This is a genomic window from Rhizobium sp. P32RR-XVIII (assembly GCF_012641395.1).
In the GTDB taxonomy this organism is placed as follows: Bacteria; Pseudomonadota; Alphaproteobacteria; order Rhizobiales; family Rhizobiaceae; genus Rhizobium.
In genome coordinates this window covers 18,322-27,745 of the sequence record NZ_JABAIH010000032.1, presented here as the reverse complement: position 1 = coordinate 27,745, position 9,424 = coordinate 18,322, and the positions used below count along the sequence as shown (strand labels likewise).

General features: G+C 57.3%; 8 protein-coding genes. All 8 read left to right on the top strand.

Translation table 11 applies throughout. The features are described 5' to 3' along the window. Positions 1–315: enolase C-terminal domain-like protein (locus HGP14_RS33350; protein WP_281408154.1), on the top strand; the 315-nt coding region annotated here is incomplete at its 5' end. A 58-nt stretch (positions 316–373) separates the two neighbouring features. Continuing rightward, the gene (locus tag HGP14_RS33345) at positions 374–1,489 is read left to right on the top strand and encodes a mandelate racemase/muconate lactonizing enzyme family protein (protein WP_168834065.1); all 1,116 of its coding nucleotides are present in this window, start codon (positions 374–376) and stop codon (positions 1,487–1,489) included. 22 nt (positions 1,490–1,511) lie between these two features. Further along, a complete protein-coding gene (locus HGP14_RS33340) occupies positions 1,512–3,131 on the top strand; it encodes an ABC transporter substrate-binding protein (RefSeq protein WP_168834064.1) in 1,620 nt (539 codons plus the stop codon). A gap of 8 nt (positions 3,132–3,139) precedes the next feature. Beyond that, positions 3,140–4,072 carry an ABC transporter permease gene (locus HGP14_RS33335; protein WP_168834063.1) on the top strand — a complete coding sequence of 311 codons (933 nt, stop codon included), beginning with the start codon at positions 3,140–3,142 and terminating at the stop codon, positions 4,070–4,072. Positions 4,073–4,075: 3 nt separating this feature from the next. Next, positions 4,076–4,957: an ABC transporter permease gene (locus HGP14_RS33330; protein ID WP_168834062.1), complete on the top strand. Its 882-nt coding sequence runs from the start codon at positions 4,076–4,078 to the stop codon at positions 4,955–4,957. 47 nt (positions 4,958–5,004) lie between these two features. Next, complete coding sequence (locus HGP14_RS33325) at positions 5,005–6,858, top strand: ABC transporter ATP-binding protein (RefSeq protein ID WP_246704740.1); 1,854 nt, start codon at positions 5,005–5,007, stop codon at positions 6,856–6,858. 241 nt (positions 6,859–7,099) lie between these two features. Beyond that, positions 7,100–8,005 (top strand): LysR family transcriptional regulator, encoded by a 906-nt coding sequence (locus tag HGP14_RS33320; protein ID WP_168834061.1) that lies wholly within the window; start codon positions 7,100–7,102, stop codon positions 8,003–8,005. A 143-nt stretch (positions 8,006–8,148) separates the two neighbouring features. Next, entirely contained in the window at positions 8,149–9,303 is a 1,155-nt protein-coding gene (locus tag HGP14_RS33315) for a mandelate racemase/muconate lactonizing enzyme family protein (protein WP_168834060.1), read from the top strand. The last annotated feature ends 121 nt before the right edge of the window (positions 9,304–9,424 follow it).

Below are 9,424 nucleotides of genomic sequence, written 5' to 3'. Positions count from 1 at the left end.
GGCGGCATCACCGGCCTGATGAAGTGCATGGCTATCGCCTACGCGCACGGCGCGGAAATTGTCCCACATCAGACACAGCCGGCGGTTGGCCATGCTGCCAACCTACATCTTATGGCCTGCAAGATGCACGCCTCGAAACCGGTCGAGTGGAACGACCCCGCCGAGCGCAACACCGAGTTGATGCAGACGCTTCTGAAAGAACCGCTCGTGAAGCGCAACGGAAAGTTCCTCGTTCCGTCGGGGCCAGGACTTGGGATCGAACTGGACGAGAGTGTCCTCAAGGAGCGCAAGCGCGCAATCCCAATACAGGCATAGCAGCAACAAACCGGTGCTGCGAGGAGGGTGGCACCGGTTTCTTTTCGGAGGAGGCAAAATGAGAATTTCGAGCGTCGACGTTTTCCAGCTCACCATGGGAGATGGTTCTGGCTGGATGCCCAAAAGCGCATTCGTTCGCATCGACACCGAAGATGGCCTGTTCGGCATCGGCGAAGCTTCGCCGATGCATGGAGGCCATGCTTCCCTGGCGGTCATCGCGCGCGAAATGGCACCAGAGTTGGTCGGGCAAGATGTGTTCGATCATGCGGTGCTGATCGATCGCCTTCTTCATAAGTGCATCAAGCTCGGTCCGGAAGGCATCGTGACCGGCGCGCTCGCCGCGATCGATATCGCGATGTGGGATCTGAAGGGAAAAACGCTTCAGAAGCCCCTCTACAAACTACTCGGCGGCGCATGGACGAAAACGCTTCCTTGCTACAGCTCGGTTGGTGGGAATGCCGCGAAGACCGTAGATGAGGTTGTCAGGGACGTCGCGCGGCGAGTGGAGACCGAAAAGCCGGCCGCGGTCAAAATCCGTTGGGACGGCGACCGCACCCGGCAGGACGTCGACATCGCAGGAGATATCCAGAAGGCCGCGGCCGTGCGGAAACTCCTGGGCGACGGCTTCATGATCGGTTTTGACGCAAATAATGGCTACTCGGTCAATGGTGCCATGCGCGTTGGCCGAGCCTTGGAAGACCTTGGCTACTCGTGGTTCGAGGAGCCTGTCCAGCACTACAACGTGAAAGCGATGGGTGAAGTCGCGCAACGGCTCGACATCACCGTGTCGGCGGGTGAGCAGACCTATACCCTGCAGGGTTTGAAGGAACTGATCGAAGCCGGCGTGCGGATGGTGCAGCCGGATATCGTGAAGATGGGCGGCGTCACAGGAATGATGCAATGCGCCGCGCTGGCGCGAGCCCATGGCGTAGAACTCGTCCCGCATCAAACACAACCGGTCGTCGGTCCCCTGGCCAACATCCACGTGCTGAGCACCCTCCTGCATCTCGCGAAGCCCGTCGAGCTCGCGGACAAGTGGGAACGCGGCGCACCGGTCTTCGTAAATCCGTCTCAGCCCGTCGACGGCTGCTTTGAAGTGCCTGATCGCCCGGGTCTGGGGCTTCAGTTCGATGAGAAGGAAATGCAGGCAAGACGCCTATCGATTGCAATCTAATGGACAAACTGGGAGGATTTCCATGAGCATTACACGCAGACAACTATTGGTAACAACTGCGGCAGGCACCGCATTCGCGGCTCTTTCCGGCGTTGGCTTCCAAGCCGCCGCACAGTCAAAAAACGATACGATCACTTGCGCTTTCGCGGCTCGCTCCTCAAACGGGATGAGCCCGCAATTGATTTCTTCGACCGGTGCGGACAACTGGGTCATCTCCCAGCTGTACGACACGTTGGTGAAGCGTCCCGATGGAAAATGGGCGGTGAAGCCCGAGGAGTTTGAGCCCGCCCTTGCTGAAAGCTGGACGAGTTCTGAGGACGCCAAGACCTGGACTTACAAGCTGCGTAGCGGCGTGAAGTTTCACAAAGACTATGGAGAGATGACCGCGGACGACGTGGTCTTCACCTTCAGTCGCCACCTCGATCCAAAAATCAGCACCAAAGCCAAGTCGTACTATCGCAACATTTTGAGCGTTGAGGCGACCGACCCGAACACGGTCGTCATCAAGCTGAAGGATCCAGATCCGCTGCTCAACGGCACATGCGTATCCGACCTCAGCGCCTCCATCTTGAGCAAGAAGGCGTTCGCGGAAAAGGGAGACGAGAAGTTCAACACCGATCCGGTCGGAACGGGACCATATGAGTTTACGAGCCTCGACAGCAATGCCGGCCTGCTCCTGACCGCCTTCAAGGACTACTATGATGGCCAGGCGGCCACGCCAAACCTTCGGGTTCGCTTCATCGCCGACACGACCGCAAGAACGCTGGCATTCGCATCTGGCGACGTCGATATGATCGAAGGTGTGCGCGCGCCGGGCTGGAATGACTCCATGCGTCAGCAGAACGCGAATACAATCTTCGATGCGACGGCGCCCGGTAGCTTCAACACCCTCCACATCAACCTCAACAGAGGACCGCTCGCCAATATCAAGGTCCGCCAGGCAATCCGCTACGCCATTGACGCCACCGCGATCGCAGCCGCCTTCGGTAACATCGCTGTCCCAATGGTCGGCATTATCGCGCCGCAATTTCCCGGCTCTGTGAAACAGGACGAACTGCCAGCTGAGCTGCAATATAAATACGACCCTGAAAAGGCGATTGCCCTGCTCAAGGAAGCGGGCTTTGCCAGCGGCTTGACGATCCCTTGTTTCGTTAGCCAACGCGAGGATTACGCCTCGATCATGCTCATGATCCAGGAGCAACTGCGCACGGTGAACATCAATCTCGATCTGAAAATCATCGATCATGCGACCTTCCACGCGGATAACCGCAAGGACAAGAACAGTCTCATCCTGTCCTCCTTGAGCTATCCGCCGGTCCCGACGGCACCAATCGGCGACCTGCTTTTGAAGACGGGGGACGTGAAGGCCGATGGCAGCGGTCTTACTAATTACAGCCATTACGGAGTCGCGATCCCCGGAATTGACGATCTGATGAGCAAGGCCAACGCAGAGCCCGACTTTGCGAAACGCGTCGAGATCGTGAAGGAGATGGAAAAGCAGATCCTTACAGATCTGCCTGGGCTTGGCATCATCACACTTTCCTACGTGATTGCCCGCAACCCTCGCGTCGATCTCGGCTTCAAGGTGGAGGCTGGCACGCCGTACTGGCCTCTGCGCCATGCCAAAGTCGTTCAGGCATAGGAGGCAGCATGCCCAGTCTCATCATCAACAAGCTGCTGGATGCAATTCCAACGCTCTGGCTTGTGCTCACGCTTGTCTTTATCGCGTTGCGCATTCTTCCAGGCGATCCGGCTTTGGTGGCACTGGGCGATTTCGCGACCCCGGAACAGCTCGCGCTGTTCCGGGAGCAGACCGGGCTCGCTGCGCCCCTCTGGCAGCAATATTTCACGTTCCTATGGGATGTCGTGACTTTTGATTTTGGAGCCTCGCTGATCTCAAAAGAACGGGTAGCCGTGCTGATCGCTCATAATCTGCCTTACACCGTCGCTCTTGCGTTCGGCGCGACATTGATAGGGCTCATCGTGGGATTGCCATTTGGCGTTTGGGCGGCCGTGCGTAAGAACCGTTTGCCGGATCAGGGTATGCGCATCTTCTCACTGATCGGATATGCGATCCCGGACTTCTATCTCGGTGCAATTCTATTGATCGTTTTCGCGCTCAATCTCAAACTCTTCCCGATTAACGGAGGCGGCGAGGGGGTCGTCGATCAACTCTACCACCTCGTGTTGCCAGCTGTAACATTGGCTGTGCTCAAGATCGCGTTTCTGGGCAGATTGACCCGCACGTCACTCTTGGAAGTTCTTTCAAAGGACTATGTCCGCACAGCTCGCGCAAAGGGCGCTCCGCCGAGCACCGTGATCTATAAGCACGCGCTTCGGAATGCCCTTCTTCCGATCGTCACGGGCCTCGGGCTAAGCCTTTTGGCTACGCTATCTGGCGCGGTTGCGGTGGAACTCGTCTTTGATCGGCCAGGACTCGGCTCAACCCTGATCAAGGCGATTGCCGAGCGCGACTATCCCTTGATCCAGGGTGCCGTGGTCGTCTTCGCTCTACTGGTGGTTCTCATCAATTTGCTGGTCGATCTGGTCTACACCGTCATCGATCCACGTATCCGGAGTTAAGCAATGGCCGCTATCGACCTTTCTTCCGCACCGGCCCCCAACCACGGCACGCTAAGTCTCGTTAAACGCCTGTTTTTCCGCCGCGTTTCGACAATGATTGCGTTTGTGGTGGTTCTTCTTTTCTTTGCGATGGCGGCCTTCGCACCGTGGATCGCGCCCTACGACCCGCTTAAACAAAGCTTCCTGTCAATTAACAAATATCCCTCCTCTCAGTACTGGCTCGGAACCGACCAGTTCGGTCGTGATGTGCTTTCTCGGCTGATCTACGGTTCGCGCACCTCCCTGCTGTTTGGACTTATTGCGCCGGCCTGTGCGGCGGTAATCGGCACGACACTAGGAGTTCTCGCCGGCTATTTTGGGGGAGTAGTCGATCGCGTCGTTTCAAAAATGATCGATCTTCTAATGGCATTCCCCGAACTGCTGCTAGCCATCATCGTTTCGGCGGCGCTCGGCGGAGGCTTTTGGAATGTGGTCCTGGTGTTGACGATTGCCTTTGTTCCCGGATTTGCGCGAGTTGCGAGAGCTTCGACTCTCTCAGTCCGGCAAGAACCCTACATCGAAGCCTCGATCGCAATTGGCGTGAAGACGCCGATTATCATCATCCGGCACGTCATTCCGAACATTGGCGCCTCGATTGTCCTTCTTTGGACCTTGTGGATCGCATCAGCCATTCGGCTCGAAGCGGCATTGAGTTTCCTTGGAATTGGGACGCAGCCGCCCAATCCGAGCTGGGGCAATATCATCCGCGAGGGGCTCGGTAACGTCTTCGGATCGCCGTGGCCGATCATTGGGGCCGGTTTTGCGATCACAACGATCGTGCTTTCGATCAATCTGATCGGCGATACCGCGCGTGACATGCTCGATCCGAATTCGAGCGAAAGATGACTATCGCGACGTCTTCGGGGCGAGAAATGGGAGGACGGTCAATGCAGATGAGCGCTATGACTCAAGAAAAATCAAAACTTGAACACGAACTCACGGGCAAGCAAACACTTGCGGTCCGGAACCTGCGTACGTCCTTCCACCAAAATGGCCAGTGGCTGGAGGTCGTGAAAGGGGTTTCCTTCGACGTGGCGGCTGGGGAAACATTGGCGCTCGTAGGGGAATCCGGTTCGGGAAAAAGTGTGACCGGCTATTCGGTCATGCAGCTGCTCTCTTCGGAAAGTGCGCGTGTAGAAGGCGAGGTGCAACTCGGCGGGCGCAATTTGCTTGCACTCAGCGAGGATCGCATGCGCGAGGTTCGCGGGAACGAGATCTCAATGATCTTTCAGGAAGCAATGACGAGCCTTAATCCTGTTCTTCCGATCGGAAAGCAGATCGCCGAAGCGATAGCGCTTCACAATACATCGACATCGCTCCAAGATATCAAAAAGGAGGCTTTGCGGCTGATGGATCGCGTGAGGATCCCTGCCGCAAGCACTCGGTACGATGAATATCCGCACAATTTTTCAGGCGGGATGCGACAGCGCGTCATGATCGCCATGGCGCTCGCCTGTCGCCCACAACTCCTGATCGCCGACGAGCCGACTACAGCTCTCGACGTCACAATCCAAGCCCAAATCCTCAACTTGATCAAGGAGATCCAGGAAGAGGAGCGAATGTCGGTCATCTTTATTACCCACGACATGGGCGTGGTCGCAGAAGTTGCCGATCGGATGGCCGTCATGCTGCGGGGCGACATCGTCGAGACGGGCTCGACGAGCAGAATATTCAGGAGTGCCGAGCACCCCTATACCAGGATGCTGCTCAATGCCGTTCCGCAGCTAGGTTCGATGCAGGGTGTCTCGCAGCCACTGAAATTCCAGATGATTAATGCGACAACTGGCGAGCATAGTGAGGCGGACAAACCCGTCGACACTATCCGGAAATCCGACGGGCCGGTTCTCAAGGTGAAAGACCTTTGCGTTCGCTTCGACATCAGGGGCGGGTGGTTTCGGAAGGTTTCGAGCCGCGTGCATGCAGTTGAAAATGTCTCCTTCGATCTCTTCCCCGGGGAAACATTATCCATCGTGGGAGAGTCCGGCTGTGGCAAGTCAACGACCGGCCGCGGCCTGATGCGGCTCGTGAAGCCTTCTGGCGGAAGTGTCGTCCTCTCCGGTCGGGAGCTTATGTCGATGTCGGGGAACGAACTGCGCGATGCGCGGCGCGACATCCAGATGATTTTTCAGGATCCCTTTGCAAGCCTTAGTCCGCGGCGTACCGTCGGGGACGCGATCGCAGAGCCGTACCTCACTCATAAGCTCGGCGGTCGCGTCGACGCGCGCGAGTTGGTGAGTGTGCTGCTCGAACGTGTTGGTCTGAACGCGAGCATGGCAAGCCGCCTTCCGCATCAATTCTCGGGAGGTCAGAGGCAGCGCATCTGTATCGCCCGAGCCCTGGCCTTATCTCCGAAGGTCATCGTTGCGGATGAGTCTGTCTCTGCGCTCGACGTTTCCGTCAAGGCGCAAGTCATCAATCTATTAATGGACCTGCAGAGAGAGCTCGGTTTGGCCTTCGTCTTCATCTCCCACGACATGGCTGTCGTCGAGCGGATCAGCCACCGTGTTGCCGTGATGTATCTAGGAGAAATTGTAGAGATAGGGCCGCGCGAAAAGGTCTTCGCCGCTCCGGCCCATCCCTATACACGTAGACTGCTGGAGGCCGTGCCCTTACCCGACCCAGAGCGAAGGTCAGCCAATCGCACCCTGGATACGACGGAACCGAAAAACGCACTTCGGCCTCTCGGCTACGTCGCCGCCAGCGCGCCGCTTCGCCAGGTGTCCGAGGGACATTTCGCGAGGGTATAGGGGTGGATGTCATCAAGGTGCCTAATAAAATGTTCGAGACTGTCGCATCAACGGCCATCTGCCTGCACGCAATGACCTAAGGCAGTCTGAAAACAGTCGTATTCAGCGAAGCCGCGTGTTCTTTCCAAACAATGTGGCTGTCCTAGGCGTCTTTAGTTGTCACCGTCCTTAAATTGGTTATGCTGTTCTTCGTTTCCTTCCGACAATGGAGATAAAGGCGACTACGGCCCGTTTAGACTGTATGCGTGGACTTGATCTGGAATCTGCTCGGCTGTTTCTCATTGCCCACCAGGAAGGAAGCCTGACGCGCGCCGCCGAGAAATCCCACATCGCTTTGCCGGCAGTTACAAAGCGCATTCAGGACCTGGAACATCTCTTTGGGGTCACGCTCTTTGAACGACATGCTCGCGGGGTGACGGCAACGCCTGCCGGCGAGGAATTGGCCGTCCACATTCAATCCGTGATGCACCGGCTGAACATCGCCTCGCAAGCCATGAAGGAGTTTGCGGCAGGAAAACGCGGTCAGGTCCGCATCATCGCCACACAGTCTGCAATCGTGGGTGGCCTCGCAGACATCGTCGCCAGATATTCGGCCACGTACCGCGACGTCACCGTCGATCTCAAAGAGGTGAACGGCTGGTCGATTGTTCCCGAGATCGAAAGCGGACGGGCAGACCTCGGTCTCACGATCTCGGTGTTTGACGCGCCAATCGGTATGTCCTCGGATTCTTTCCAGGACGTAAAGCTCGTCGCGATGGTCCCCGCTGACCACCCATTGGCCAGACAGCGTCGAGCCAATTTCGAAGAGATGCTGCAATTCGACCATGTGACTCTGGGACCGCAGAGCGCATTGTGCGCATTCCTGGTTCAGCAGGCCGCCGAACGGCGACAAACCTTGAGGTATCGGGCCGTGCAGTCATTTGACGTGATGCGAAGCATGATCGCCGCAAATTTGGGAATTGGCATTATGTCAGAGCTCATGGCCAAACCGTACGCCAAGAAGCTTGGAACCGTCTGCCTCCCAATCGAAGAGGATTGGGCGGATCGCCAGATAAAAATCTGGTACCGCGAAGACCTGATGACGAGCGCAGCTCGGTCGTTCAAAGATGTTATTCTGGCTTCGAAAAACGGTAAGGCTGCGTTCTGATCGCTGCCTCTTTTTCGTCGCTCCAGGAAGGCTGTTCGCCTCGGCCCGACCGTTCAAAATCTGGAAAGGGTGGTTTAGGGAACTACGAATTGAAAGTCGGGGCGAGCCACCCGAAAAATGGTCCAACAGAAAGTTGGTGGGCCATGAAAATTAAGTCAGTTGTACCGAGCTTTGTAGACAAGTACCTTTTTGTTCAGATCACCACTGAAGACGGGACGACCGGCATAGGAGAATCCGGCGCGTGGGGACATCTCGAGGCCAGCGCCGCCGCGATCGTGAAGTGCGGCGAGTATTTGGTTGGCCGCGATGCCCGGCAGATCGAGCACCACTGGAACGCCCTGCAGCGTGCAAGTCATTTCACCGGCGCCGCAATCATGGGCGCCATCTCCGCCATCGACATCGCTCTGTGGGATATCAAGGGCAAGTCTCTCGGTGTTCCGATCTCGGACCTGCTGGGCGGCTCCGTAAGGGACAAGATCCGTCTGTATGGCCACGTCAAGGCGAAGACACCGAAGGAGATGATTTCCGAGGCACTGCTCCGTAAATCTCAGGGCTTTACGGCACTCGGCCACCTCAACCCCTTCCTCGACGAGGACTATAACCGCTATTTCAAGCCCCACGCCCGCAAGATAGACGACGCGGTTGCGGTCATCGCTTCGCTCCGAGAAGCACTCGGGCCTGATGTCGACCTCTGCATCGAATTGCACAGACGATTGACGGTCGCCGAGGCGATCACATTCGCCCGCGAGATCGAGCCCTATCGTCCCATGTTCTTCGAGGATCCGCTCAAGCCGAGCAGCCAGGATGCCATGGCGTGGGTTGCCGATCATATCCCTGTACCGATCGCAACCGGTGAGCGCTACTTCAGCTTGCAGATGTTCCAGACGCTGGTAGCAAGAAGAGGCGTCCAATTCCTTCGGCCGTCCATCGGCCTCTGCGGCGGCATCACCGGCGCCAAGAAGATTGCTGCGCTCGCCGAAGCCAATGACATGGACATCATCCCGCACAATCCGCTGTCGCCGCTTAACCTAGCGGCCGAGCTGCAGCTCGATGCGAATGTCCCGAACGTCGCGATCCAGGAGTACCCGTCATCCTCGACCGGCATCCACGGAAACACCGATCTGCCAGCTGCCGCTTTATTCGAAGGGCTGCCAACACCACAGGATGGTTTCCTTTCGATACCGCAAGGGCCAGGTCTCGGGATCGAGCTCCGCGAGAGGGCGCTCGCGTCCTCACCTAAGGTCGATCGCCCCATCCTTGTGCGGCCCCACCATGACGGCTTCATTGTAGACCAATAGGTGGCATAGCAGCCCAACTGAGAGTGGGTTGCTTCAATTGCGCGCGCGATTCGAACGCAAGGTGGCGGTGAGCAAAAACAAACAAGCGGTCGAACTTCGTTGGTGAATTTGTCTGTGATGC